19 protein-coding genes and 2 pseudogenes are annotated in these 25,364 nt (G+C 68.8%); 5 read left to right on the top strand and 16 right to left on the bottom strand.

What is annotated here, in order from left to right; translation table 11 throughout:
- Nucleotides 1-29: 29 nt before the first annotated feature.
- From OHB13_RS27000 to ureA, 3 genes are all read right to left on the bottom strand, one after another.
- Nucleotides 30-1,043: an agmatine deiminase family protein gene (locus tag OHB13_RS27000; protein ID WP_328378786.1), complete on the bottom strand. Its 1,014-nt coding sequence runs from the start codon at nucleotides 1,041-1,043 to the stop codon at nucleotides 30-32.
- A gap of 96 nt (nucleotides 1,044-1,139) precedes the next feature.
- Complete coding sequence (locus tag OHB13_RS26995) at nucleotides 1,140-2,804, bottom strand: urease subunit alpha (RefSeq protein WP_266852660.1); 1,665 nt, start codon at nucleotides 2,802-2,804, stop codon at nucleotides 1,140-1,142.
- A complete protein-coding gene (gene ureA / locus OHB13_RS26990) occupies nucleotides 2,797-3,498 on the bottom strand; it encodes an urease subunit gamma (protein ID WP_328378785.1) in 702 nt (233 codons plus the stop codon). The genes OHB13_RS26995 and ureA overlap by 8 nt, the downstream gene beginning before the upstream one ends.
- Nucleotides 3,499-3,659: 161 nt before the next feature.
- Here ureA and OHB13_RS26985 point away from each other — a divergent pair, with 161 nt between their 5' ends.
- Complete coding sequence (locus OHB13_RS26985; protein ID WP_328378784.1) at nucleotides 3,660-5,108, top strand: cytosine permease; 1,449 nt, start codon at nucleotides 3,660-3,662, stop codon at nucleotides 5,106-5,108.
- 11 nt (nucleotides 5,109-5,119) lie between these two features.
- The gene (locus tag OHB13_RS26980) at nucleotides 5,120-6,331 is read left to right on the top strand and encodes an amidase (RefSeq protein WP_328378783.1); all 1,212 of its coding nucleotides are present in this window, start codon (nucleotides 5,120-5,122) and stop codon (nucleotides 6,329-6,331) included.
- A gap of 128 nt (nucleotides 6,332-6,459) precedes the next feature.
- On the opposite strand, the gene OHB13_RS26975 is transcribed toward OHB13_RS26980, so the two are convergent.
- Nucleotides 6,460-7,566, bottom strand: a complete 1,107-nt coding sequence (locus tag OHB13_RS26975) for a branched-chain amino acid aminotransferase (protein ID WP_266852667.1) — start codon at nucleotides 7,564-7,566, stop codon at nucleotides 6,460-6,462.
- 228 nt (nucleotides 7,567-7,794) lie between these two features.
- Nucleotides 7,795-8,835 carry a 3-isopropylmalate dehydrogenase gene (locus OHB13_RS26970; RefSeq protein ID WP_266852669.1) on the bottom strand — a complete coding sequence of 347 codons (1,041 nt, stop codon included), beginning with the start codon at nucleotides 8,833-8,835 and terminating at the stop codon, nucleotides 7,795-7,797.
- A 129-nt stretch (nucleotides 8,836-8,964) separates the two neighbouring features.
- On the opposite strand from OHB13_RS26970, the gene OHB13_RS26965 reads away from it, so the two are divergent.
- On the top strand, nucleotides 8,965-10,545 hold the full coding sequence (locus OHB13_RS26965) for a purple acid phosphatase family protein (RefSeq protein ID WP_328378782.1): 1,581 nt from the start codon (nucleotides 8,965-8,967) through the stop codon (nucleotides 10,543-10,545).
- 117 nt (nucleotides 10,546-10,662) lie between these two features.
- On the opposite strand, the gene OHB13_RS26960 is transcribed toward OHB13_RS26965, so the two are convergent.
- Nucleotides 10,663-10,800 carry a hypothetical protein gene (locus OHB13_RS26960; RefSeq protein ID WP_203599203.1) on the bottom strand — a complete coding sequence of 46 codons (138 nt, stop codon included), beginning with the start codon at nucleotides 10,798-10,800 and terminating at the stop codon, nucleotides 10,663-10,665.
- Between the two features lie 261 nt (nucleotides 10,801-11,061).
- Between OHB13_RS26960 and OHB13_RS26955 the strand changes: the two are divergent.
- Nucleotides 11,062-11,388, top strand: a pseudogene (locus OHB13_RS26955) (PadR family transcriptional regulator); the annotation flags it as partial.
- A 147-nt stretch (nucleotides 11,389-11,535) separates the two neighbouring features.
- Here OHB13_RS26955 and OHB13_RS26950 read toward each other — a convergent pair.
- From OHB13_RS26950 to OHB13_RS26905, 10 genes and pseudogenes are all read right to left on the bottom strand, one after another.
- Nucleotides 11,536-12,558: a hypothetical protein gene (locus OHB13_RS26950; RefSeq protein WP_328378781.1), complete on the bottom strand. Its 1,023-nt coding sequence runs from the start codon at nucleotides 12,556-12,558 to the stop codon at nucleotides 11,536-11,538.
- On the bottom strand, nucleotides 12,549-13,226 hold the full coding sequence (locus OHB13_RS26945; RefSeq protein WP_328378780.1) for a hypothetical protein: 678 nt from the start codon (nucleotides 13,224-13,226) through the stop codon (nucleotides 12,549-12,551). Before OHB13_RS26945 ends, OHB13_RS26950 begins: the two co-directional genes overlap by 10 nt.
- Before the next feature lie 68 nt (nucleotides 13,227-13,294).
- Nucleotides 13,295-13,621, bottom strand: a complete 327-nt coding sequence (locus OHB13_RS26940; RefSeq protein WP_328378779.1) for a hypothetical protein — start codon at nucleotides 13,619-13,621, stop codon at nucleotides 13,295-13,297.
- Nucleotides 13,622-13,649: 28 nt separating this feature from the next.
- Nucleotides 13,650-14,156, bottom strand: a complete 507-nt coding sequence (locus tag OHB13_RS26935; RefSeq protein ID WP_328378778.1) for a hypothetical protein — start codon at nucleotides 14,154-14,156, stop codon at nucleotides 13,650-13,652.
- A gap of 23 nt (nucleotides 14,157-14,179) precedes the next feature.
- A complete protein-coding gene (locus tag OHB13_RS26930) occupies nucleotides 14,180-15,973 on the bottom strand; it encodes a hypothetical protein (protein WP_328378777.1) in 1,794 nt (597 codons plus the stop codon).
- Nucleotides 15,974-16,219: 246 nt separating this feature from the next.
- Complete coding sequence (locus OHB13_RS26925) at nucleotides 16,220-17,470, bottom strand: hypothetical protein (protein ID WP_328378776.1); 1,251 nt, start codon at nucleotides 17,468-17,470, stop codon at nucleotides 16,220-16,222.
- Nucleotides 17,471-17,629: 159 nt separating this feature from the next.
- Nucleotides 17,630-20,212, bottom strand: coding sequence for an NACHT domain-containing protein (locus tag OHB13_RS26920; protein ID WP_401601656.1), 2,583 nt, complete (start codon nucleotides 20,210-20,212; stop codon nucleotides 17,630-17,632).
- A gap of 288 nt (nucleotides 20,213-20,500) precedes the next feature.
- Nucleotides 20,501-21,139 (bottom strand): annotated as a pseudogene (locus tag OHB13_RS26915) (DUF4291 domain-containing protein); the annotation flags it as partial.
- A 162-nt stretch (nucleotides 21,140-21,301) separates the two neighbouring features.
- Nucleotides 21,302-22,942: an L-glutamate gamma-semialdehyde dehydrogenase gene (pruA, locus tag OHB13_RS26910; RefSeq protein ID WP_328378774.1), complete on the bottom strand. Its 1,641-nt coding sequence runs from the start codon at nucleotides 22,940-22,942 to the stop codon at nucleotides 21,302-21,304.
- A gap of 48 nt (nucleotides 22,943-22,990) precedes the next feature.
- Nucleotides 22,991-23,917, bottom strand: a complete 927-nt coding sequence (locus tag OHB13_RS26905) for a proline dehydrogenase family protein (protein ID WP_266852716.1) — start codon at nucleotides 23,915-23,917, stop codon at nucleotides 22,991-22,993.
- A gap of 194 nt (nucleotides 23,918-24,111) precedes the next feature.
- Between OHB13_RS26905 and OHB13_RS26900 the strand changes: the two genes are divergently transcribed.
- The gene (locus OHB13_RS26900) at nucleotides 24,112-25,347 is read left to right on the top strand and encodes a PucR family transcriptional regulator (RefSeq protein WP_328380398.1); all 1,236 of its coding nucleotides are present in this window, start codon (nucleotides 24,112-24,114) and stop codon (nucleotides 25,345-25,347) included.
- Nucleotides 25,348-25,364: the final 17 nt, after the last annotated feature.

Genomic DNA, 25,364 nt, shown 5'->3' with positions numbered 1-25,364 from the left:
TGTCCACTGCTGAGCCTCCTGCCCCGGACCTAGCCGACCAGCGGCTGCTGCTGGGTGATGCAGTGGATGCCGCCGCCGCCGGCGAAGATCGTCCGGGCGTCGACCTGTACGACGGTCCGGTCCGGGAAGAGCTCCTGGAAGACCGCGGCCGCCTCCTTGTCCCGGGGATCACCGAACGAGCAGAGCACCACTCCGCCGTTGCAGAGGTAGTGGTTGATGTACGAGTAGTCGACCCACTCCTCGTCGGCCTTCAGGACGGTCGGGGCCGGGACCTCCACCACCTCCAGCGGGCGGCCCTTCGCGTCGGTCTCCGCACGGAGCTGCGCCACGATCCCCATGCACAGCTCGTGGTCGGGGTGGGCGGGGTCGGGCTGGGTGTGGGCCACGATCACACCGGGCCGCGCGAACGCGGCCACGATGTCGACATGTCCCCGGGTCCCGAACTCGCCGTAGTCGCCGCTGAGTCCGCGCGGCAGCCAGATCGCCTTCGTGGTGCCGAGCCGGGCGTGGATCTCGGCCTCGACCTGGGCGCGGGTCCAGTCGGGGTTGCGCTCCGGGCCGAGCTGGACGGTCTCGGTCAGCAGGACCGTGCCCTCGCCGTCCACGTGGATCGCACCGCCCTCGTTGACCAGCTCCGAGGTGAGGGTCTGCGCCCCGGCCAGGTCGGAGACGTACGCGCCGATCTTGGAGTCGTGCCCCCAGCGGGCCCAGGACTGGGCGCCCCAGCCGTTGAACGTCCAGTCCACCGCGGCCAGCCGGTCGCCGTCGGTGACGAAGGTCGGGCCGATGTCGCGCATCCAGGCGTCGTCCAGGTCGCGCTCCACCAGCTCGATGTCCGGGCCGAGCAGCGCACGGGCATCCGCGGACTGGCCGGGGCCGGTCACCATGGTCACCGGCTCGAAGCGGCGGACCGCCCGAGCCACGGCAGCCCATGCCTCGCGCGCCTGCGCCAGGCCCACCTCGTCGTCGAAGGTGGGGTTGGGGCCGGGCCAGGCCATCCAGGTGCGCTCGTGCGGGGCCCACTCGGGCGGCATACGGAACATGGCGGGTCCTCCGGGGGATCGGTCTGACGCGGATTGAAGGCTGTGCGGTGACAAGCTGCGGTTCGGAGAAAGCGGCGGATCAGGGGGAGGCGGGGATCAGAGGAAGTACAGACGGTTGAGCGAGACCGACTCCGCGGCCTCCGACTCCAGCGGGTCGCCGTCGAGCGTGACGAGACCCGTGCGCTGGTTCACATCCACCTGTCCCGTACGGGAGTTGAGACGCAGGTCGGCCGGACCGATGCCCCGAGTGCCCCGCACGGCGACGCGCCGGCGGCGGGTCGGCATGTGGTCGCTGCCCAGGTCTATGGCGGCCTGCGCCACGAAGGCCACGCCGAGGTCCGCCGCCGTCGCCCCGTAGGAGCCGAACTGCGGCCCGAGGATCAGGGGCTGGCAGGTGTCGGTGGCGGCGTTCGGGTCGCCGGTCACGCCGTACGCCGGGAAGCCCGACTTGAGGACGAGCTGCGGCTTCGCGCCGAAGGAGTCGGGCCGCCACAGCACGATGTCCGCGAGCTTGCCGGTCTCGATGGAGCCGATCTCGTGGGCGAGACCGTGTGCGATGGCCGGGTTGATGGTCAGCTTCGCCATGTACCGCAGGACACGGGCGTTGTCGTCGTCGCCCTCCGCGCCGCGCTCGGCCTTCATCTTCCCGGCCATCGCGAAGGTCCGGCGCACGGTCTCGCCCGCGCGCCCCATGCCCTGCGCGTCGGACGAGGTGATCCCGATCGCGCCCAGGTCGTGCAGGACGTCCTCGGCGCCCATCGTCCCGGCCCTGATCCGGTCGCGGGCCATGGCCGCGTCGCCCGGGAGATCGGTCTTCAGGTCGTGTACGGAGACGATCATCCCGTAGTGCTCGGCGACCGCGTCCCGGCCGAACGGGAGCGTCGGGTTGGTGGACGAGCCGATGACGTTGGGGACCCCGGCCATCTTCAGCACGTTCGGCACATGGCCGCCGCCGCACCCCTCGATGTGGAACGCGTGGATCGTACGGCCGTCCAGAACGCTCAGGGTGTCCTCGACCGACAGGCACTCGTTCAGGCCGTCACTGTGCAGGGCGACCTGGACGTCGTACTCCTCCGCGACGCGCAGCGCGGTGTCCAGGGCGCGGGTGTGCGCGCCCATGTCCTCGTGCACCTTGAAGCCGGACGCGCCGCCCTCGGCGAGCGCCTCCACCAGCGGGGCCCGGTCGGACGACGAACCGCGGGCCAGGAAGCCGATGTTGACCGGCCAGGCGTCGAAGGCGTTGAACGCGTGGCGCAGCGCCCAGGGCGAGTTCACCCCGACACCCCAGACCGGGCCGAACTCCTGGCCGATGATGGTCGTCACGCCGGAGGCGAGCGAGGCCTCCATGATGCGCGGTGAGAGCAGGTGGACGTGCGCGTCGACGGCTCCGGCGGTGGCGATCAGCCCCTCGCCCGAGACGATCGAGGTGCCGGTGCCGACGACGACGTCGACCCCGTCGAGGGTGTCGGGGTTGCCGGCCCGGCCGATCGCCGCGATCCGGCCCTCCCGGATACCGATGGACACCTTGCGGATGCCCTGCACCGCGTCGATCACCAGCACATTGCTGATCACGACGTCGCAGGTGTCGCGTACGGCGGCGGCCTTGAGGTGCAGTCCGTCGCGGGCGGTCTTGCCGAATCCGGCCAGGAACTCGTCGCCGGGCCGCTGGGCGTCGGACTCGACACGGACGGTCAGCCCGGAGTCACCGAGGCGGACCCGGTCTCCGGCGCGGGGTCCGTGCACGGCTGCGTACTCACTCATCGTTCGGCTCCAGTCGTCCGGCTCCCAGATATCCGCAGGCCACCGCGCGGCGCAGGGCCTCTTCCTTCGCGCCGTCCGCGTCCAGCGGCCCGTCGACGAGACCCGCGAACCCGATCGCGATCCGGTCGCCGCCGATCGCGATCAGCTCCACATCGGCGCTCTCGCCGGGTCCGAACCGCACGGACGAGCCCGCGGGTACGCACAACCGCATTCCGTAGGCGGCGGCGCGGTCGAAGTCCAGCCGGGGGTTGGCCTCGAAGAAGTGGAAGTGCGAGGTGACGCTGACCGGCACGGACGCGGTGTTGCGCACGGTCAGCGTCACCTCGGGGACGGGGTCCTGGTAGCCCGGACCGGACAGCACGGCGCCGGGCGCGTCATCGCCGAGCGAGCCGCCGCCGATGGGGTCGGTCACCACGGCGAGCCGCGATCCGTCGTCGAAGACGGCCTCGACGTTCACCTCGGCGACGACATCGGCGACACCGGGCAGCACATCGCCGGGGCCGAGCACCGCGCGCGCCGCCTCGATCGCCTCGGCGAGGCGCCGCCCGTCACGGGCCGCCTCACAGACGGTGTCGGCGATCAGCGCGGTCGCCTCGGGGACATTGAGCAGCAGCCCGCGTGCCCGGCGCGCCCGCGCCAGTTCCGCGGCGCCGAACAGCAGCAGCCGGTCGCGCTCTGTCGGGGTCAGTCTCACGCCCACTCGCTTCCATCGATCGTCCAGTGAACATTGATCATTGTTTAGAACGTCACTCTAACTTCAAACAACGGTTATAGAAAGAACAGAAACCATTGACATGCCAAACCGGAAGGCATCAGATTGAGCGGCACTCAAACAGACGAGCGGAGAGGTACCTCGTGCCGATCGAACAGCGCGGAGTCGACACCATCCCGGACGCGGAGCGAACCAGCGGCCCGCGCGATCTCATCAGCATCCTGCTGGGGTCCAACCTCTGCCTGGGCGTGATCATCTTCGGGTGGTTGCCGGTCTCCTTCGGCCTCGGCCTGTGGCCGGCCGTCACCTCTGTCGTCTCCGGCACCATCGTCGGAACGCTCCTCACCGCACCACTCGCCCTGGTCTCCCTGCGGACCGGCACCAACCTCTCCACATCGAGCGGCGCCCAGTTCGGCGTACGCGGCCGGCTCATCGGCTCGATCGTCGGACTGCTGCTCTCGCTCGGTTATACGTCGCTGACTCTCTGGACCGGCGGCGACGTGATGATCGGGACCCTGTCCCGGCTGACCGGACTGCCGGACAACGGCCTGATGCACGCCATCGTCTACGCGCTGCTCGCCGCCCTCACCGTCACCGGCGCGGTGTACGGGTACCGGATCCTGCTGCGCCTCAGCAAGGCGCTCGCCATCGGTATGACACTCCTGCTGGTGCTGGGGCTCTTCGCGTACGCCCCCCACTTCACCACCGCGGCCGCCCCCCACACCGGGTATCTGCTCGGCTCCTTCTGGCCCACCTGGTTCCTCTCGGCCGTCGCCGCCGGGCTCAGCGGCCCCATCGCCTTCATCACCCTCCTCGGCGACTACACCCGCTATGTCTCGCCACGCCGCCACACCTCGCGCGCCGTCCTGACCGCCACCTGTTTCGGCCTGATACTCGGGCTGCTCGTCCCCCAGCTCTTCGGCACGTACACCGCACTCGCCGCCCGCTCGGCCGTCGACTTCGCGGGGCCGCTCGTCACCGCGTCGCCCGGCTGGTACCTGATCCCGCTGCTGCTCGCGGCGTCCGCGGGGTCGGTCGGCAACGCCGGTCTCATGCTGTACTCGATGGGCCTGGACCTGGACGCGATCCTGCCGCGCGCCACCCGTGCGCGGGCGACCCTGGTGGTGGCCGGTGTCGCCACCCTCTTCGTCTTCGTCGGCCACTTCGCCTGGAACGCCCAGTCGGCGATGACCTCGTTCGTACTGCTGCTCACGGCGATCGGCACGCCCTGGGCGGTGATCACCGTCATCGGCTACGTCCGGTGCCGCGGCCAGTACGACTCGGAGGCCCTCCAGGTCTTCAACCGCCGGTCCAGGGGCGGGGTCTACTGGTACCGCTCCGGCTGGAACGTCCGGGCGTCGGTGGCCTGGGCGGCCGGCGCGGCCGTGGGCCTGTGCGCGGTCTCCACACCGTTCTACGAGGGCCCCCTGCTGCACCTCACCGGCGGGGTGGACTGCAGCTTCCTCTTCTCCGGTGCGATCGGCGGGCTGGTCTACGCCGCCCTCACCCGGCGCACCGCCACGGCCGGCAGTCCGGCGGCGGCCCCGGCGGACCCTTCCGAGACCCCTGCCGGAGCGCTCGCGGAGTTGTAGCGTCATGGCCCATGGAGCGTGAGATACAGGCTTTCGTCCCCGAACCGGGCCGCACCGCACGTATCGCGGCCGAGACGGCGGCAGTCACAGCCCGCTGGCCCGACCCCGCGCACCGGCCGCCCCTCTTCGGCGTCCCGGTCGGCATCAAGGACATCATCCACGTCGACACCCTGCCCACCGGGGCGGGTTCGGCCCTCCCGCCCGAAGCCCTGGCCGGGCGGCCGGCCACCGTTGTCGACCGGCTGCGCGCGGCGGGAGCGGTGATCGCGGGCAAGACGGTGACGGCCGAGTTCGCGGTCCTGGCCCCGGGACCGACCCGTAACCCGCGCAACCTCGCGCACACACCCGGCGGATCGAGCAGCGGCTCGGCGGCGGCGGTCGCGGCCGGGATGGTCCCGCTGGCCGTGGGCACCCAGACGGTCGGCTCGATGATCCGCCCGGCGGCCTACTGCGGGGTGGCCGCCTTCAAGCCGACGTACGGGCGCATCCCGGTGGACGGCGTCATCCCGAACGCCCCGAGCTTCGACACCCTCGGCCTCTTCGCGGCGGACGTGGCAGGGCTGGTGCCCGCGCTCGCGGCGGTCTGCGACAACTGGCACCCGTACGAGCCGCCCACGGGCGCGGACCACCGGCCGCCCGGCCTGCCGGTGCTCGCGGTCCCCGAAGGCCCGTATCTGGAGTGCGCGGAACCGGAGGCACTCGATGTCTTCGCGACCCGGGTGGAGCGGCTGCTCGCGGCCGGGTTCACCGTGCGGCGCATCCCGGTGATGGCCGACTTCGAGCAGGTCAGGGCCCAGCTCTTCACGATGAACCGTTACGAGGTGGCCCGCACTCATGCCGAGTGGTTCGCCGAGTACGGCGCGCTCTACCGGCCCGAGACGGTACGCGCGATCCGGGAGGGCCAGGGCATCACGGAGGTGGAGTACGTCCGGGCACAGCGGGAGCGGGTCGCGTTCCGGGACCGGATGGCCGCGGCGATGGCCGGCACCGACCTGTGGATCACACCGTCGGCGACCGGCCCGGCCCCCGTGGGACTGACCACGACGGGCAGCTCTGTCATGTGCCTCCCCTGGAGCAACGCGGGGCTGCCGTCCCTGACGCTCCCGGCGGGACACGCGGGGAACGGGCTGCCGCTGGGGCTCCAGTGCGTGGGAGCGGCGGGGGACGACGAACGGGTGCTGGCCTGGGGCGCGTTGATCGAGACGGCGCTCGGCGAGGGGTGACCTCAGCCGTCGGTCGCCGGAGGGGCTTGTTCTGCTTCCAAGCCCCTCCGGGGGCACCTCCCAGCGGTAGCTGGGGGAGTTCGAGGAGCGGGGTCCGGGGCGGAGCCCCGGGAGGACAGCCGGGCCGGTCAGCCCAGCGGGTGCATCCACCCGTGCTTGTCCTCGCCGATCCCCCGCTGGATGTCCAGCAGCGCGGCCCGGAGCGCCAGCGTGACCTCGCCGGGCGTACCGTTCCCCTGCTTCCACTCGCCGTCGGCCGACTTCACCGTGCCGACGGGTGTGATGATCGCCGCCGTGCCGCAGGCGAAGACCTCGGTGAGCGAGCCGTTCTCCGTGTCACGGCGCCACTGGTCGATGGAGACCCGGCTCTCCTCCGCTTCGTAGCCGAGGTCGCGGGCGACGGACAGCAGCGAGTCGCGGGTGACACCCGCAAGGAGAGAACCGGTGAGCTTCGGCGTGACGATCTTCGGCTTGCGGCCGTCCCCGCCCCCGTACACGAAGCACAGGTTCATGCCGCCCAGCTCCTCGACCCACTTGTGCTCGACGGCGTCGAGGTAGGCGACCTGGTCACAGCCCCGGGCGGCGGCCTCGGCCTGGGCCAGCAGGGACGCGGCGTAGTTTCCGCCGGTCTTGGCCTCGCCCATGCCGCCGGGCACGGCGCGCACCCGGTCCTCGGACAGCCAGATCGAGACCGGCTTGACGCCGCCCTCGAAGTAGGCGCCGGCCGGCGAGGCGATCACGATGAAGAGGTACTCGTTGGCGGGCTTCACACCCAGACCGACCTCAGTGGCGATCATGAACGGGCGCAGGTAGAGGGACTCTTCACCGCCGTGCGCCGGAACCCATGCCTTGTCCTGCTGGACCAGCGCGTCACACGCGTCGAGGAAGGTCTCGACCGGCAGCTCTGCCATGGCGAGGCGGCGGGCGGAGAGCTGGAAGCGCTTGGCGTTGGCCTCCGGGCGGAAGGTCGCGACCGATCCGTCGGGCTGGCGGTACGCCTTGAGCCCCTCGAAGATCTCCTGACCGTAGTGCAGGGTCATGTTCGCCGGGTCCAGGGAGAGCGGCGCGTACGGAACGAGCTGCGCGTCGTGCCAGCCGCGCCCTTCCGTCCACTTGATGGTCACCATGTGGTCGGTGAAATGGCGGCCGAATCCGGGATGGGCCAGCAGCGCCTCCCGCTCCGCGTCGGACAACGGGTTGGAAGAGGGCTTGAGCTCGATCGGGAGCGTCGTCATGAGTGGTATGTCCTTCACCGGTTGTTTGTGACGGACCGCGCTCACGCCACTACTAGGACGTCCGAGCTTCCCCACATACCGCGGCCCCACGTCCGATTATCGCTCGTGGGTGGCCGCGGATGAAAGGCATGAATGCGGTCCAGGATTCGATGGTCGCACCCGGGGACCGCAAAACACAGCCGCCGGGTGTCTGGGAGACCCGGCGGCTGTGGTGTATCAGTCGACGGGTCAGCCCGCTACTCGTACCGCGAGCGCGTCGCCGATCTGGTCGGTCGTACGCGACTCCGTACCGCGCTCCGCGAGGTCCGCGGAGACCGCGTCCTCGATGCGGGCGGCCTCGGACTCGTGGCCGAGGTGGCGCAGCAGGAGCGCGACGGAGAGGATCGTGGCCGTCGGGTCGGCCTTGCCGGTGCCCGCGATGTCGGGCGCCGAACCGTGCACCGGCTCGAACATCGACGGGAAGGTGCCCGTCGGGTTGATGTTGCCGGAGGCCGCCAGGCCGATGCCGCCGGTCACGGCAGCGGCGAGGTCGGTCAGGATGTCGCCGAAGAGGTTGTCGGTGACGATGACGTCGAAGCGCTCGGGCTGCGTGACGAAGAAGATCGTCGCGGCGTCGACGTGCAGGTAGTCGGTGGTGACGTCCGGAAACTCCTGGCCCACCTTGTCGAAGATGTTCTTCCACATGTGGCCGGCGTAGACGAGGACGTTGTTCTTGTGCACCAGCGTCAGCTTCTTGCGCGGGCGCGCCTGGGCCCGGGCGAACGCGTCACGGACGACCCGCTCGACACCGTACGCCGTGTTCACGCTGACCTCGGTCGCGATCTCGGCGGGAGTGCCGGTGCGGAGGCTGCCGCCGTTGCCGGTGTACGGACCCTCGGTGCCCTCGCGGACGACGATGAAGTCGATGTCCGGGCGGCCGGCGAGCGGGGTGGCCGTGTTCGGGAACAGCTTCGAGGGGCGGAGGTTGACGAAGTGGTCGAAGGCGAAGCGGAGCTTGAGCAGCAGACCGCGCTCCAGGACGCCCGACGGCACCGAGGGGTCACCGATCGCGCCGAGCAGGATCGCGTCGTGCTGCTTGAGCGACTCCAGTTCGGCGTCCGGGAGGGTCTCACCGGTGCGGTGCCAGCGCTGGGCGCCGAGGTCGTACTCCTCGGTCTCCAGCTTCACATCCTGAGGAAGGACCGCGTTCAGGACCTTGAGGCCCTGGGCCACGACTTCCTGGCCGATGCCGTCACCGGGGATCACTGCGAGATTGAGGCTGCGAGACATGACGGCACCCTACTGCGCGTCCCAGGGGATGACATGTGGTGTCCACTATCCGGACATGTGATCTGCTGTACGGGCGCCGTTCACCCGTACGGCAGGAGCGTGTCAGGCCGACCAGGCACCTTGTCGGCCATGGACACACCTCGCTTCGGTATCCCCGAGAAGCTCGCCGGCCGGATGAGCATGGCCGAGCAGCACGAGTACCTTCGCACCCGGCTCAGCCGTCGCGGGGTGCTCCGTACGACCGCGGCGGGTGCCGCGGTCACCGTAGCCGGAACCGGCACCGCGCTGGGCACGCAGTCCGCGTATGCCGCGCCCGCGCCCGCGCACCGCCCCGCCCATTCGACGCCGGCCGTCGACGGTTCGCTGGTCGCGCCGTTCGGCAGGCACCTCGCCTACGGCGCCGACCCCAGGACGCAGATGCGGGTCTCCTGGCAGGTCCCGTTCGCGGTGAAGCGGCCGTACATCCGGATCGGCACCTCGCCGTCGGACCTGAGCCGGAAGATCAGCGCCGAGGTACGGCATCTGACGACGCCCAGCCTGAACGGCGGCAAAATCGCCGCCGCCGAGCAGTTCTACGTGCACGCCGGACTCGACCGGCTGCGGGCGGGGACGACGTACTACTACGGCGTCGGGCACGACGGGTTCGACCCGGCCGACCACCGCAACGTGGGCACCCTCGGCACCTTCCGCACCGCGCCGTCGCGCGCCGAGTCCTTCACCTTCACGGCCTTCGGCGACCAGGGCGTCAGCTACCACGCACTCGGCAACGACCAGCTGATCCTGGGCCAGAACCCGGCGTTCCACCTGCACGCGGGTGACATCTGCTACGCGGACCCGTCGGGCTCGGGCCAGGAGACGGACACGTACGACGCGCGCACCTGGGACCAGTTCCTGGCGCAGACGGAGACCGTCGCGAAGACGGTGCCGTGGATGGTGACCACCGGCAACCACGACATGGAGGCCTGGTACTCCCCCGACGGCTACGGCGGCCAGAACGCCCGCTGGACGCTGCCGGACAACGGCCCCGACCCGGTCAACCAGCCCGGCGTGTACTCGTTCGTGCACGGCAACGTCGGGGTCGTGGCGCTGGACGCCAACGACGTCTCGTACGAGATCCCCGCCAACTTCGGCATCAGCGGCGGCAAGCAGACCCGCTGGCTCGACCGGCGCCTGGGCGAGCTGCGCGCGAACCGCGACGTCGACTTCGTCGTGATCTTCTTCCACCACTGCGCGTTCTCGACGACGAACTCGCACGCGTCGGAGGGCGGGGTGCGCGAGGAGTGGGTGCCGCTCTTCGAGAAGCACCAGGTGGACCTGGTCATCAACGGCCACAACCACGTGTACGAGCGCACGGACGCGATCCTGCGGAACAAGGTCGCGCGCAAGGTCCCGATCGGTGAGCGGACGGACCCGACGCGGGACGGCATCGTGTATGTGACGGCGGGCGGTGCGGGCAAGTCGCTGTACGACTTCCCGGCGCCCGACAGCTACGAGGGACACCTCCACGAGCAGGAGAGCGTGCCCACCTACCACTGGGTCAAGGGCGGTGCGAAGGCGCCCGAAACCGTGGAGTGGTCGCGGGTGCGGTACACCGGCTACTCGTTCCTCGCGGTGGAGGTGACGGCAGGCCCGCAGGCGGCGCTGAAGGTCAGCGCGCTCGCCGAATCGGGCGAGCGCATCGACCACTTCGAGATCCGCCGCGGCCGCTGACCCCGGGCCACCGGCCGTGACCTGATATCTCTTCCACCTCTACCACCGCTTCACGACCGCCCTGTGCCGTACGGCGCGGGGCGGTTGCGCGTGTGCGAAGCGATCAGGGCGGGCAGGTCAGTGCCCGGTGGAGCCGCCGTTGTCACGGCGGTCGAGTGCGCGCTGGAGGGCGGCTGCCGCGTTCTTGCGGTCGGACTCGCCCGAACGTGCTGCGCGGGCGGTGTGACGGACGCGGCGGACTGTCGTCTCGGCCATGGGGATCGACTCCTTGAAGCAAGGGGGATATCGATGCGCCGGAGGAGGCGGGGAGCCGGCGCCGCAGGGGTTACCTGCTTCAGGCGCTGCTCACGACCGCCAGTCGCTGGGTCGAGCGAGACGTTCGGCTCCTCTCAAGCTAAAGGAGCCGCGCTGTCCTGTCTGCACAATTACTCGGACTTCCTACTATCTGAGACGCGATCATGAATCGGCTTCCCCACCTGGACCGCACCCCTACCTGGGCAGTGGTCCACTGCCGGTATGGCCGCAGACCGCAGATCCAGCTGGCTCAAGGGCGTCCTGGACCTCCTCGTCCTCTCCTGCCTCACCGGCGGCGAGAGTTACGGATACGAGATCGCCAGGGCGCTCGCCGCCGCCGGACTCGGCGAGATCAAGGGCGGGACGCTCTATCCGGTACTGAACAGACTGGAGGAGGCCGGTCCCGCCACCGGGGAGTTCCGTGCCACGGAGCGGGGGCCGGGCCGGCGCTACTACCGCCTGACCTGAGCGGGCCGAAAGGCGCTCGCCGAACAGAGCGCCTCCTGGCCGGAGTTCCACGCGGCTGTGCACAGCACGCTGTATCCGGGGGAACCGGGGGCATGCCATGAACAGGGGACATGCCAAGACGGGGTATTCCGACGAACTCACCGCCGCGCCGCGCTCGCGCGACAGGCCCGGAGAGGAGTGGCGGCCACCGTCGCGGACCTCTCGGGCTATCCCGGTACGGGAGGAGGGTCAGCGGTTGACGGCCTGAATCTCCTGAACGGTGACTGGCTGGTCATCGCCGTACTCACCATCGGGAAGGTCGCCTCCCGCGCCCCCGGTTCCTGTCCAGCTGATCTTCCAGGTGGCGGTGGACCGCAGATCGAAGGTGCCGCCGCCGGAAGAGCGCTGGTAGACGACGCCACAGGGCGGAGTCTGGTTTCCCTTCCCTCGCGCATACGGTTCGCCGATGGAACCGTCGCCGTTGATGGCGCACCGACCGGACTCGGGGAGCACCTGTGCGTCGTCGGTGCCGGGGTCCAGGCTGAGCGAGTCCGCCGTGGCCGTCGTCGTCGCCTCGGCGTGGAAGCCGCCGACGTCGAGTGAGGCGGTGACCGAAATGGGTTTGAAATCGGCCTTGTCCAGCCATGCCCAGGTCGGCAGATTGACCTTACTGGCACCGGCCGGAGCGAGACTGACCTTGGTCCCCGGGACCTGCATCTGCTGGTAGGCGAGTCCGGCGAGCGTCTCGGGTTTGATGGCCTCCGGGACGTCGGGAGTCTCACCCTTCTTGACCCAGAAGGGGTCCTTGTCGCACTTCATCTGGTCGGCAAGTGAGGCGTCGTCGTTGAACTGGGGACCCCACCACATCCCCTCTTTCTCCTTGTCAATGTTGTAGTTGTCGCCGGCGTATTTCTGGTTCTGGTCAGAGATTTCCCCCCGGACATCATTGGGGAGGTCCGGGTCATGAACAGCCGAGACATAGACGCCCTGCCGGAACTGCTGAAATTCAGTGGCGGACCACTCCGGGGCGTACCAGCACGCGGGCGGGGTCCAGTTGGAGTCGGTGGAAGCCAACGGGCCGGAATGGCCTCCGCCATTGCCGGACGAGTGGTACTTGATGGATGCCTGGGCGGCGATGGTCTGGTTGGGGTGCTTAGTCCCCTTGGCTCCACTGATGATGTCTTCCGCACTGGCTGGTGCAGCGACTGCCCACAGCATCGAACAACTGATGACCGAAACCAGGACCGGCTTGTGTATCACCTTCACATGCACTGCGCGGCCTCCGCTTGCACCTTGATCTCCTTGGCGCGCCAGAGGCCATTGACGCCGTCCGCAGCACTCATGCCGATCTGCCAGAAGTAGAAGTCCTTGACGCTCTTGGTGGTTCGGGTGACAGCGCCGCTCTTGACGTTCTTGCTGTAGAGCTTCGAACCGTCACTGCAGAAAGTGACAACGGCGGTCTTCTTGCCGTTGACCGACTGCACCTTGGGCTCGTAGTACTTCCTCTCGCCGGTGACGGTCATACCCGCCTCGACATGTTGGGCGATCTGGTCCCGCGCGTACTCCTGGGCAGGGCTCTGGAATTCGGAGTAGAACTTGTACGCAGCATCGTCCTTGTCCTGCTTGACGATTCCGTGCTCGATGGCGCGGATGAAGTTCTCCGCATCACCCAAGGCGGCGGTCTGGCCCGGATCCGTCAGATGGGACACGGGGAACACGAACTTGACGTCTCCAGGAAGCTTCACATCCGGCCGGTCGATACCGGGCGCCTTGCTCGGCGCAGGCTTGCTCGGTGCCGCGGTCTTCTTCGCTCCCCCGCCATCCGCGCCCGCGATCTTGTCGTTGCCCGAGCCCTTGTCCCCACCTCCGCAGCCGGTCAGCAACAGGGCAGCGGCCGCCGCGAAGGATACGGCGGCGGGCAGGGCACGACTGCGGTTCACTGGTAACTCCCGGTGAGGCGAGGGTTCTTTGAGTCAGGGGATCGTACTAGCACCGGCCATACAGACGTTCAGCCCATCCGCCCGGCGAGAATCCGCCGCTCGGTGTCGGCCTCGGCCTCCGTGACCTCCTTGGGGTGAGCGGCGCGCTGGCGCTGCACATCCGCGAGGAAGCCATGCGCCTGCTTGGACAGATCGGTGTTGGCACCGTGCAGATCGCTCCCCCAGGCCCGGGCGTTCTTCCCGACCCAGACTTCCCCCTTCCCGCCGGCCATCTGCTTGTCGGCTGCCTTGAGGGCGTCCGCCACGGAAGCGATGTCCTTGGACACCTCCTTGCAGAGAGCGTCCAGCTCCTGCCAGATGGGGCTGGGGACTTTCTTTTCTGATTTGCCACCCATTGAACCCTCCCAGAGGTTACACGCTTTACTACTGCGCGTTCCGACGAACAGTCACACGGGACGAATTGGACTCAATTTCCTTCGCAACCGCGCCCAGATCAATGCATTTACTTTGTACGTGGAACGCAACCGTCCTGTCGTTGATCGTCGATGGCAGCATCTCGACGCTTATGCCATCTTTTGACGCGGAGCGAGTCCCGCCGGATGCCTTAAAATGCCAATCGATATGAGCCAATCGATTGGCAACCGCATCCGTGAAGTGCTCACGTGACATCTTTTCTGGACTCTTCACCTTGGGGTCGAGAACAGATTCGATGATGTAGATCAGTGAATCATCTCGATCGCCGTCACACCTCTTGAAGTATCCCTGAGCAGGAGACCTGGTCACCGTATCGCCAATGGAATCATAAAGTTTCCAGTAGGATTCCGTCACGGACCGCTGCGAGTCGCTGGCCAGCTTCTTCCCTTCGGCCGAGTTCGGCTCGTCGCGCCCGCCCGAGCAGGCGCTCGCAAACACGACCAGTGTGAGAAACATTGGCAACCATGGACGCTTCATTGCTAACCCGCTATCTTTTCGCCATCGTCGCGACCTTGAGCACGCTGGCCGAATGAATTATGCACCCCTGCAATAGAGAGACCAACTTCAGGATCTTTCAACCAGGCGTTGTATGCTTTCCGCTGCGCCATCTGCTGGTCTGCATTTCCGGACAGCCGCAACACGCCTTCATCATCAAGGAATCCCGGGCAATTGTATTCTTTCGCATACTTCTTCGGATCCCCCAGCTCCTTGTTACTTTCATACTGAGTCGAGGCTTCCTGCTGCCATTCATGATCCCAGCCAATAATTTTTGGCGGATTGGGCGGTTTCGGCGGTTCGCCACCTGACCAGAAGGCCCCCACCGCGAGGCCAATCGCGTCCTTGGCGGCAGCGACAGCTACTGATTTTGCTGCGTCTTGCGGCTCTAGGGCCACATCGAGCGCAGTCTCAGCGACAGTGTTGGCCTGTTCCGTAAATTTCTCTTTCCAGGAATCAGCGCCTTCTTTGTGATCAGCCACCATCTTGTTGTATACGTTACTTGCTTCTTGACTGAAAAACCCTTCAATCATTCCGCTTGCACGCGCGTCTATGGGGTTACCTTTATTTGCGCGGGCAAAATCATCTGCTTGACGCCCGGCATAGACGAGGAGCTTCGCCCCCGTTTTTGGATCCTGCATTGCCTCGGTGGTGAACGCCTGCCAGTCGCTTGCTGCGACAGCAACGTGCCCCTTTCCGAGATCGAGAAGGTGACCGTTGTCTTCATATCCGGGGTCAGTCAGCGCGGTCTGCAGATCGGAGAAGTAATGAGTAATATCCTTGGCGAAAACCGTCTGAACTTCTGAATGCGTGTGCTCGCCCGGATGTTTGGCGTAGTACTGGATGAGCTTCTTGGTGTTGTCTGCGGAAACATCCGCGTCGGCACCCATACCGTCCAGCGTCCCCGCCGCGATGACCCCCGCAAACGCCTTCGCCTGGAAGTCAGGCATCCCCCCGTGGTGATCAGAGTCGTCCTTCATCCACCCCGGAATGCGGTCCATGTTGTCGTGGAGGAACTTCGTGGCGGCCGCAGGCTCCTCGCCCATCGCCTCCCAGACCTTCTCCCCATACATGTAGTTGCCCGGGTTGAGGCACTGCTTGCCGAGGTTCGCCACTACGTCCGACGGGAAGCTGGCATGTCCGACCAGGCCCGAAAGATGCTGGAGGTCCTCGTTGCCGTTCTCGTCCTTGAATGTGGTCCCGTTCCGCATGGCCGTGGCCACCGTCGTAGCGAGGACGGATATGCCGGCGTCCGGGTTACCCGGGTCGTACATCGCCGGGCCGTCCTGGAGCTGATAGAGCGCGGTGTCGCCGAGCTCAGCCATCGCGGCCTTGCAGTAGTCCGGGTCCGTCTCGTTGGCCGCAAGCATCTTCATGTACTCATCAAGGTCCATGTCGCCGTCTTTGTACGCCTTGGCGTCCTTCTTCGCGGCTTTCTGGGCGGCAGCCTGCGTCTTGTACTTGCCCAGTTCGCCCGCTCCGGCTGTGACCATCCCCCCGCCCAGCCCCGCGTCCTTGTCCACCTTCTCCTCGTCCATTGCCAGACTGTGGCGACGCCGGAGCATGGGCAGTTGGCCGTGCGCCCAGGTGAGGTGACCGGTCATCTTCGTCAGGCGGGACGTGTCCATCTGGAGGCGACGCGCGTGGCTCATCCAGCTGTTGATGTGCGGCTGTCCCGCCGCTGCACCGTCACCCGAGTTGGTGTTGACCGACTTGATGAGATCGCCGAGTTTGTCGGGGTTGATGCCTTGGAAATCCTTACCGGCATCCGGATCCATCTACATCCCCCAGTATCGGTGATCAAGCAAGTGAAGGTGGACGAGGCGGAAGCTGCGAGCATGGCAGAGCATCCCCCTCGGACCTCATGACGCTATCTGTCGTGTCCATGGTTTCGCCAGTGCCAACGCCGTTCACGCCGCCCGGCCCGCATACCAGAACGCCCCGGCTCGCCCCGACTTCGCATAGATGTCGGAGCAAATCCGGGGCGCACCCTCGAAGGCTCTTCAGGACCCTGCCCTACGGGCCTACCGCACCTTGGCGCCGTTCCTGCGGCGCAGAGCGAATACCAGGCCGCCGCCCAGTGCCACCGCGACCGCCCCCGCTCCCGTGATCAGCGGGGTGTTGCCGGCGCCGGTCGACGCCATCGTGCCCGTCGCGTCGCCGCCCGTCGTGGATGCGGCACCCGTCGTGGACGCGGTGCCCGTGCCGCCGGTGGACTGGGTGTGGGTGCCGCCCGACGTACCCCTGCCCCCGGTGCTCGGACCGCCGGTCGTGCCCGTGGTCGAACCGCCCGTCGAGGAACCGCCGTTGGAGCCGCCCGACGAGCCGGAGCCCGAACCCGTACCCGAACCGGAGCCCGAGCCCGAGCCCGTGACGTCGATGACGAGCTTCGCCTTGTCGTTGGCGGGGTTCTTGTCGAAGACCGGGTGGATGTCGTACGCCGAGGTGGCCTTGACCTCGCTCGACGTGTCCTTCGCGCCCTTCTCGATCTTCAGCACGAACTTGTACGCGTGGAGCGAGCCCACCTCGTATATGTGGTCGGGCGGCAGGCAGACGTACTTCCGCTTGCCGGGCGCGGAAGGTCCGCTCGGGCCGTCGATCGCGAACGGCTGGCAGTCCTTCGGGACCTCGACGGCCGTCGTGCCCTTGGGGATGTCGACCATCACCGCCGGCTGGTCGTCGCTGGTGTTGTTGTCGATCCAGCCCGGGCCGTCGTTGCGCAGGCCGGCGGTGACCGTGACCTGGTCGCCCGGCTTGCCCTTCGCGGTGTCACCGACCGCGGCGAGGTCGGCCGTGCTGTCCGCGGTGACGGCCAGCGAGCGGTAGCTGAGGGCGGTCGAACCTGACGCCGGGTCGCCGCCTGTGGTGCCCGTGCCGTACTCCACGTTCTCCATCAGCGCCTTCGGCAGCACCTTGAAGTTGATGGGCGTGGTGAAGTGCTGACCGGGTGCGAGGACCTTGTCGAAGTGGCAGAGCGCCACGGACACCTGGTCGCTGTCGGTGGAGTACGTACAGCCGGCGACGTGCTCGGGGAAGGCCAGACCGCGCGTGATCCGCAGCCGCACCGTGACGCCGTCGGCGGCTGCTTTGCCCTGGTTGGTGAAGGTCAGGGAGTCCGTCCGGACCTCGCCCGGCTTCCACGGATCGCTGGACAGCTCGGACACCACGAGAGCCGGGGCGTCCGCGTCGTCGGCATGTGCCTGGACGGCTGGTGCGAGGGCTACGGCGAGCAGGGCTGCAGCCACGGCGGACACGGAGCTGATGCGGTGGCGCAAGGTGATTCTCCTGTATGGGTTCCAGAACGCGTATCAGCCCTTGGATGCTCGAATGACGAATGAAGTTGCCCGCATCCACCGGACCGTCACTAATCCGGCACATTTTCATCACTCGCGTACCCTGCCCGCCCTCACGGGGTCACAGGGGCTCACACCGGCTCACACCGGGACGATCTCGATGCCCTCCGGTACCCCGTCCAGGGTGCGCACCACCCCGCTGCTCACCTGGAGCGTCGTGAGGTGCGGGAAGGCGCTCAGCCAGGTGAGGCCCACCCCCAGGTCGTACGCGAGCCACAGCCTGGTGAGCCGTTCGGCGACGATCCCGTCGAGCAGCTGGTCCGGTGTGAACATCCCGGAGATCTGCACCCGCGACCGTCCGCCCAGCCGGCGCAGCGCGTGCAGCTCGGAGATGTCCGACACGGGGAAGTCCAGTCCGTCCTCGCCGAGATGGGCGATGATCTCGTCCGCGTAGGTGTCGGTGTCATAGCGCCGCCAGGCACCCGCCAGCTGGGAGCGCACAGCCCAGGACGAGCGGTCCCGCATACGGACCAGATACCCGATCGCCCGGTCGTCGGCCACCGATGTGGCGGTGACCGCGAGCCGGTGCGCCTCCTCGTCGGAGACCGTGGCGGGGTCCGGCAGCATCTCCAGGACGATCGGGCCGATCCAGCCGAGCGCGCGGGCCCCTTCGAGCGTGGTCGGCCTGGCCAGGTCCCGGGTGTAGCGGTGGACCCTGGCCCGTACGGCGGGATCGAGTTCCGTCGCGTGTTCGAGGCTGGCCGCGGCGAGCAGTTTGCGGTGCCGGGACTCCACCGGGCGCGCGCCCTTGCGTGCGGCGACCAGTCCGTCCAGCAGGTACGCGCACTCGTCGGGCCTGGCCAGGGCCACCGCCATCCGGATCACCTCCTCCCAGTCGTCCTGGTGGGCGTGGTTGATCAGGAAGTCGAAATCGTGCCGTTCCACGGCGGCGCGGGCGCTCAGATAGTCCTGGAAGGTCCGGTGCACGAAGTCCACCGAGCCGTGCGTGGGCTCGCGCAGCAGGCCCGTCCGGTTGAGGAGATGGCGGTAGATCTCCTCGGGGCCGCCCTGCTCCGCCGCGTGCGGGATGGACGGCAGATACTGGGCGAGAGTGTCCACCGCGACCGAACGGTCCATCTCCGAACGGCCGTTGACGAGCATCCAGTGGGCGAGCTTCTGGAGGAGCTGGACCTTCGGTTCCTGGGTGAGGTCGATGCCGTCGGTGGGGTGCATGTCGCGTTCGCGGTCGCGCCGTTCGAGCAGCATGGACAGTGCGGCGTCGTACAGCGCCTTGCGGCCGCGCGGCAGATAGCCGCGGCGGTCCCGGTGCAGGGCGCAAATCAGTCCGCACATCAGCGGGTTGGTGGCGAGCCGGCCCAGATCGCGGTTGAGCCGGACCGCTCCCAGGAGGGTCTGCTCGTAGTGTTCGAGCCGGTCGAGATCGGTGGCCCCCTCCCGCGCGGCCCGGTGCCAGCGCTGGATGAACGCGGCGACGCCCTCGCGGCTGAGCGGCGAGAGCATCAGCTCGGTGAAGCCCTCTGAGGCCAGCCAGTTCTCCCGTACGGCGGAGGGCCGCGAGGTCAGCAGCCAGACGTTGCCGGGGTAGAGGGCGAGCAGCCGGCGCAGTTCGTGGCGGAGCTGCTCGCGGTCCGCCTCGGACGACTCGTCTATGCCGTCGACCAGCAGCAGCGCCCGCCCGTCGGACATGACACGGTCGGCCCAGCCCGTCGGCTGGGAGCCGGCGCGGGGGTAGCGGGCGGCGGACAGGAAGTCGTCGGGTACCGGGAATCCGCCCTCGCCGAACCGCCGTACGGGCAGCACGAAGGGCACCCGGCCACGCAGCCCGTCCAGCTTCGCGGGCAGGGTGCCGCGCGCGATCGCCACCGCGAGCCACTGCACCAGCGTCGTCTTCCCGGAACCGGCAACCCCGCGCAGCAGCACCCGGTCCCGGCCGGAGAGCGCCTGTTCGGCCGGGAGCGCGGGCTGCGGCGGCGCCGCCCCGGTGACGCCGAACTCCGCCTCCAGGCTGAGGTAGGCGGTGTCCAGCGGCCAGCTGTCCGGCGAGTGGGCGAGCTCGATCCCGAAGATGGTGAGGTGGTTGTGGCCCGCGATGATGTCCCGCGCGTACCGCTCCTCGAACGCGGCGTCCTCGCCGGTCTGCTCGGGAAACCGCCGGGCCAGCGTGTCCATCTGCTCGCTCAGCAGGGCGAGTTGGCGGGTCTGCTCCACGAGGGTCGACGCGACGAAGGTGGAGCGCTGGGTGAAGAAGTGCAGAATGTGCAGACAGGCCGTCTCGACCAGCGCCGCGTGGAACCGCGCTCCGTCGGCGGACAGCTGCCGGTCGGCCCCGGGTTCGGCGGCGCAGAGCAGGCCCGCGAACTCGCTGGTGCCCAGCCGTACCGCCTGGAGATCGTCGATCTCGATCGCGCCCAGCGCGCCCAGCGTCCGGGAGACCGCGTCGGCGACCGCCTGCTCCTCGTCCGCGCCGATGGGCCGCTCCCCCGGTGCGGCGGACCGCAGTGCCCGTCCGACCAGGGTCTCCGCGAGTCCGGCGAGGTCCTGTTCGTCGAGCGTCCGCTTCTCGCCCCGGAACGAGACCAGACCGGATATCCGTACGGGACGGTCGACCACCCCTGCGCCCGGCCCCTCCTGGACGAACAGCTTCTTCACCAGTGGCACGACGACACTTGAGGCAAGTTTAGTGGCGAGTGTTGCGGGATCCACGGCGTTCTCCCCCTGACTGCGGTGCGCCGGCAGGCCGGCCGGCGAGAGGGCCCGGCGCCCGGGTACGGCGGGCGCGCGCCCCGTACGAAGGACGTCGCGCGCCCCCCGAACGGTTCACCGTACGCCCCCTGTTGGGGATGGCCGGGCTTCCGCACGGGGGCCGCCGATGGCACCCGTACCACCCCCGCTGCCCGTACCACCCGCACCGCCGGGCCCGTCCGTACCGCGGTCGGTACCGCGGTCGGTATCGCAGTCGGTATCGCGGTCGGTATCGCGGGGAAGCACGGCCGAGAGCAGCCCGCCGTGCACCGGATACGGCCGCTCGCCGGGCAGCAGCGCCGCCGCTCCCGTCTCGTCACCGGCCTGGACCAGCGCATGGATCCGGTGGACCAGCGGGGTCACATCGGTGATCGACACGGTCCACTCGTCGGCGTACCGGCGGGCGGCGTCACCGGAGAGACCGAGCTGCAGCGAGCGGTACGGCTGCGGCCTGAGCCACAGGTCGCGTTCCGGGTCCCACTGCACACGCGCCGGGGACCGCTTCAACTCCCGCTTCCAGGAGGCCTGATCGGCGTGGACGGCCCGTTCGTACGAGGAGAGGCAGGCGTGCCGCAGCGCCCAGTCGAACCCGGACCTGCTGATCTCGACGGCCAGCACCGTCTCCTGGCCCTCCTTCGCCGCCCAGCCGCAGCGGTACATCATCCACAGGAACGAGGGCTTGATCCAGGTCATCCGGTCGCGCTTCCAGGCCGCGGGGAACCGGCCGTCGCGGGCCGCGGGCAGGCCGATGGACGGGGTGTACGCCTGGTAGACGGTGACCGTGGACTCGGTGTGCAGCGCGCGGATGCGGTGCTTCGGTTCGGTGGCGGGCGGTGCGTCCGTGGCGGGCTGTGCGTGGGTGCCGGGCCCGGTGATCTTCTCTGCCATGCGGCAAGGGTGCGCCGTCACCGCCCGTGCGGGCCACCGGAATTACGGCGACCCGCACGGCACAACGGTCCGGGGGAGCACAGCCCGGCATGGCCCGACATGGATCCGCCCCCTCGCGGCGGGGGACCGGGAGGGGGCGGGGTCTCAGGGGTGAGCCGGGGATCAGCCCTGGTGGGGGTAGGTGTACTCGGTCGGCGGGACCAGGGTCTCCTTGATGGCCCGGGTCAGGGTCCACCGCTGGAGGTTCTGGGGGGCGCCGGCCTTGTCGCAGGTGCCCGAGGCACGGCCGCCGCCGAAGGGCTGCTGGCCGACCACGGCGCCGGTCGACTTGTCGTTGATGTAGAAGTTGCCCGCCGCGTAGCGGAGCTTCTCCATCGTGTGCGCGGCCGCCGCGCGGTCCGACGCGATGACCGAGCCGGTCAGGGCGTAGTCGGAAGCCGACTCCATCTGCTCCAGCATCGCGTCGTACGAGCCGTCCTGGCTGTCGTCGTAGACGTGCACGGCGAGGATCGGGCCGAAGTACTCGGTCGTGAAGACCTCGTTCGCCGGGTCGGTGCACTCGATGACCGTGGGTCGTACGAAGTAGCCGACGGAGTCGTCGTAGGTGCCGCCCGCGATGACCGTGCAGGTCGGGTCGGACTTGGCGCGGTCGATCGCGGCCTTGTTCTTCGCGAACGCGCGGTCGTCGATGACGGCGCCCATGAAGTTCGACAGGTCCGTGACATCACCCATGGTGATCCAGTCGACCTCGGCGGCGAACTCCTCGCGGAAGCCGCTGTTCCAGATCGATGCGGGGATGTACGCACGCGAGGAGGCCGAGCACTTCTGGCCCTGGAACTCGAACGAGCCGCGGGTCAGCGCGGTCTTCAGCACGGCGCGGTCGGCGCTGGGGTGCGCGACCACGAAGTCCTTGCCGCCGGTCTCGCCCACCAGGCGCGGGTAGGTGCGGTACTTGTGGATGTTCTCGCCGACCGTCTTCCACAGGTACTGGAAGGTGGGGGTGGAACCGGTGAAGTGGATGCCCGCGAGGTCACGGTGGTTCAGCGCGACCTCGGAGACCGCGACGCCGTCGCCCGTCACCAGGTTGATGACGCCCTTGGGCAGGCCGGCCTCCGTGAGGAGCTCCATGAGCAGGACGGCCGCGTGGGTCTGCGTCGGGGACGGCTTCCAGACGACCACGTTGCCCATCAGGGCCGGGGCGGTCGGCAGGTTGCCCGCGATGGCCGTGAAGTTGAACGGCGTGATCGCGTAGACGAAGCCTTCGAGCGGCCGGTGGTCCATCCGGTTCCAGACGCCCGGGGAGTTGGCCGGAGGCTGCTCGGCCATCAGGTCACGGGCGTACTTGACGTTGAAGCGCCAGAAGTCGATCAGCTCGCAGGGAGTGTCGATCTCGGCCTGCTGGGCGGTCTTGCCCTGGCCGAGCATGGTCGACGCGGCCATGGTCTCGCGCCACGGGCCGGAGAGCAGCTCGGCTGCGCGCAGGATGATCGCGGCGCGGTCGTCGAAGGACATCGCGCGCCAGGCGGGGGCTGCGGCCAACGCGGCGTCGATCGCGTCCTGGGCGTCGGTCTGCGTGGCGTGCGCACCGGTACCGATGACGGACTGGTGGTTGTGCGGCTGGACGACGGTGAACGGCTCGCCGCCGCCCATCCGCTTCGCACCACCGATGGTCATGGTGAGCTCGATCGGGTTCTCGGCCAGCTCCTTGAGCTTGGCTTCGAGGCGCGCACGCTCCGGGGAGCCCGGGGCGTAGGAGTGGACCGGCTCGTTGACCGGCGCGGGGACCTGGGTCACAGCGTCCATGAGTGCCTTGTCTCCTTTATGTCGAGGTGGGGTGGTCAGCCGGGCAGGTCAGCCCTTGGTGAGCACGGAGCGGCCGAAGAACAGCAGGTTGGCCGGCTTCTCCGCGAGGCGGCGCATGAAATAGCCGTACCAGTCGGTGCCGTACGCCGTGTAGACGCGCATCCGGTGGCCCTCGGCCGCGAGCCGGATGTGCTCGTCACTGCGGATGCCGTACAGCATCTGGAACTCGTACTCGTTCAGTTTGCGCCCGGCCCTGCGGGCCAGCTCCTGGCCGATGGCGATCAGACGCGGGTCATGGGACCCGATCATCGGGTAGCCGTCGCCGTCCATGAGGATCTTCAGGATCCGGACGTACGCCTTGTCGATCTCGGTCTTCACCTGGTACGCGACGGAGGCGGGCTCCTTGTAGGCGCCCTTCACGATGCGGACCCGGCTGCCGGCCGCGGCGAGGCGGCGGGCGTCGTCCTCGGTGCGGAAGAGGTAGGCCTGAATGACACAGCCGGTCTGCGGGAAGTCCTTCCGCAGCTCCTCGTGGATGGCGAACATCGAGTCGAGCGTGGTGTGGTCCTCGGCATCCAGGGTAACCGTGGTGCCGATGGCGGCGGCGGCCTCGACGACCCGGCGGACGTTGGCGAGCGCCAGCTCGTGGCCGCCATCCAGCCCCTGGCCGAACATCGACAGCTTGACCGACATCTCGGCCTTCTCGCCCAGACCGAGGTCCTTGAGGCGGTCGACCAGCTCCAGGTAGGCGTCACGGGCGGCGGTGGCCTGCGCGGGGGTGGTGATGTCCTCACCCACCACGTCGAGGGTGACCTCCAGGCCCTTGTCGGCGGCGTCCTTGATGATCGGGACGACCTGCTCGACGGTCTCACCGGCGATGAAGCGGCCGACGACCTGCTTGGTGCCCGGGGCGGCCGAAATGAACCGGCGCATCTTGTCACTTCGCGCCGCAGCGAGGATCACGGGAGCCAGCACGGAGCACCTCCAACCAAAAGTACGAACGAGGACCGCAGCGGTACGGAAGCGGTATGAACCGAATCGGACCGGTACAGCACGGGGGAACTACTTCGAAACTTAAGGACCGCTCCGATGTTCTGCCATCGACAGCTGTCACGCATCCGTGCCCTGGATCTCAGACATATGTCTGAAGGGGTGGGAGAATGCCAAGCGTGAAGGGTGACTACCAGGAACTGGCCGACGAGATCTCGGCGCTGCTCGGCGCCCCCGCGACCCTGGAGAACCGGGATTTCGGGCTGATCGCCTTCGGTGCGCACAACAGCGAGGACGACAGCGAGATGGACCCGGTCCGTACCCGCTCGATCCTCACCCGGCGGTCCACCCCGGCCGTCCGCTCCTGGTTCGAGGACTTCGGCATCACCCGCGCCACCGGCCCGGTCCGCATCCCCGCCGCACCGGAGGCCGGGGTCTTCCGTGGCCGGATCTGTCTGCCGGTACGCCATCGGGGCACCGTGTACGGATACGTCTGGCTCCTGGACTCCGACCCCGGCCCCACGGACCGCCGGCTGGCCGCGGCGATGGAGGTGACCGCGCGCATCGGCGACCTGCTGTTCGAGGAGGCGCAGGCGGGCGCCGGGCTGTCGCGTGAGTTCCGCGCGGTGCTCACCTCCGAAGCCGGCTGGCCGCGCGACATGGCGGTGGCGGCGCTGCGTACGGCGCTGGGACCGAGCGCGGACGGGCTGCACGCCATGGTGTGCGTGGCGCCCTGGCCGGACGAGGATCCGCCGGTCCGCCCCGTCCCGGCCGCCGCTGCGCTGTGCACCCTGCCGGGAACGGGCCCGGACGCAGGCCCTGGCGGCCCCGGACCCGGTACGGGCGGCCCCGGATCCAGTACGGGCAGCGGCCCGGCCGACGGCGGGGGCCCGGTCGCCGAAAACGCTCCGTACGCCCTGGCGGCGCTGATCAGAGTGCGCAGCGCCGGCACCCTCGACCCGGCGCTGAGTGCCGCGTCGCGCCTCGCGGAGCTGGCGGGGGCCGGGGTCACCGCGGGCGTGGCCCCGGCCCGGCACGGTCTGACCGAGCTGTCGGTGTCCTGGCGCGAGTGCGCGGCAGCCGCCCGCGCCGCGGCGGCCGAGCCACGGTTCGGCCCGGTCGCGGAGTGGGCGTCGATCGGCCCGTACCGCCTGCTGACCGCGCTCCCCCGGGGGCTCGCACGCGACACGGTGGTACGGGACCTCACGACGCCGGCCCATGCCGAACTGGCCCACACCGCCGAGGTGTTCCTCGACTGCGCGGGCCAGGCCGGGCGGACCGCGTCGGCGCTCGGCATCCACCGCCAGACCCTCTACTACCGCCTCTCCCGCATCGAGCAGCTGACCGGCCTCGATCTGGACGAGGGCGAGGACCGGCTCCTGCTGCACATGGCGCTGAAGGGGGCGCGGCTGTAGCGGCTCCGGCGGAAGGT

The sequence above is a fragment of the Streptomyces sp. NBC_00440 genome (assembly GCF_036014215.1).
GTDB lineage: Bacteria > Actinomycetota > Actinomycetes > Streptomycetales > Streptomycetaceae > Streptomyces.
This window is presented reverse-complemented; position numbering and strand designations above follow the sequence as displayed.

Excerpts from the sequence above, each read along its gene's own strand:
- OHB13_RS27000 (WP_328378786.1), bottom strand. The coding sequence starts at position 1,043 with ATGTTCCGTATGCCGCCCGAGTGGGCCCCGCACGAGCGCACCTGGATG.
- OHB13_RS26995 (WP_266852660.1), bottom strand. The coding sequence starts at position 2,804 with ATGAGTGAGTACGCAGCCGTGCACGGACCCCGCGCCGGAGACCGGGTC.
- OHB13_RS26980 (WP_328378783.1), top strand. The coding sequence starts at position 5,120 with ATGGAGCGTGAGATACAGGCTTTCGTCCCCGAACCGGGCCGCACCGCA.
- OHB13_RS26975 (WP_266852667.1), bottom strand. The coding sequence starts at position 7,566 with ATGACGACGCTCCCGATCGAGCTCAAGCCCTCTTCCAACCCGTTGTCC.
- OHB13_RS26970 (WP_266852669.1), bottom strand. The coding sequence starts at position 8,835 with ATGTCTCGCAGCCTCAATCTCGCAGTGATCCCCGGTGACGGCATCGGC.
- OHB13_RS26965 (WP_328378782.1), top strand. The coding sequence starts at position 8,965 with ATGGACACACCTCGCTTCGGTATCCCCGAGAAGCTCGCCGGCCGGATG.
- OHB13_RS26960 (WP_203599203.1), bottom strand. The coding sequence starts at position 10,800 with ATGGCCGAGACGACAGTCCGCCGCGTCCGTCACACCGCCCGCGCAGCA.
- OHB13_RS26940 (WP_328378779.1), bottom strand. The coding sequence starts at position 13,621 with ATGGGTGGCAAATCAGAAAAGAAAGTCCCCAGCCCCATCTGGCAGGAG.
- OHB13_RS26935 (WP_328378778.1), bottom strand. The coding sequence starts at position 14,156 with ATGTTTCTCACACTGGTCGTGTTTGCGAGCGCCTGCTCGGGCGGGCGC.
- OHB13_RS26930 (WP_328378777.1), bottom strand. The coding sequence starts at position 15,973 with ATGGATCCGGATGCCGGTAAGGATTTCCAAGGCATCAACCCCGACAAA.
- pruA (WP_328378774.1), bottom strand. The coding sequence starts at position 22,942 with ATGGACGCTGTGACCCAGGTCCCCGCGCCGGTCAACGAGCCGGTCCAC.